Source organism: Enterobacter cloacae complex sp. P1B (assembly GCF_014982345.1).
Taxonomy (GTDB): domain Bacteria; phylum Pseudomonadota; class Gammaproteobacteria; order Enterobacterales; family Enterobacteriaceae; genus Enterobacter; species Enterobacter bugandensis.
Window position 1 is genome coordinate 1 of the sequence record NZ_JADCLF010000033.1, and the last position, 398, is coordinate 398.

General features: G+C 53.3%; 1 protein-coding gene. It reads left to right on the plus strand.

The features are described from left to right. Positions 1-150: 150 nt before the first annotated feature. Positions 151-398 (plus strand): peroxide/acid stress response protein YhcN (yhcN, locus tag INF77_RS23105; RefSeq protein WP_193055962.1); only part of this gene is annotated, 248 nt, incomplete at its 3' end.

Genomic DNA, 398 nt, shown 5'->3' on the forward strand with positions numbered 1-398 from the left:
CGGTGACCACTGGCACGCCACCGCCGAGCTGTACAAATAAGTTTAAGTAATTACTGAAGACATAACTCTCCACTCAACGGCACCAGGCATAAAAATAGCAGTTCAACCCTTCTCGCCGTTGAGCAAAAAACCTGTTCAGGAGTAAAGACTATGAAAACCAAATTGATCATCGCAACCCTGGGTCTGGCATCCGCTCTCTCTTTCGGCGCAAGCGCAGCCGTACAGCAAGTGAATGCCGATCAGGCACAAAATCTGCAGCCAATGGGCAGCGTCTCCGTGACGTCAGTCACCGGCTCCCCGATGGACATTCGTCAGGAACTTGCCGCCAAAGCTGAAAAAGCAGGCGCCAGCAGCTATCGCGTCACCGAACTGAATCAGGGTGACCACTGGCACGCCAC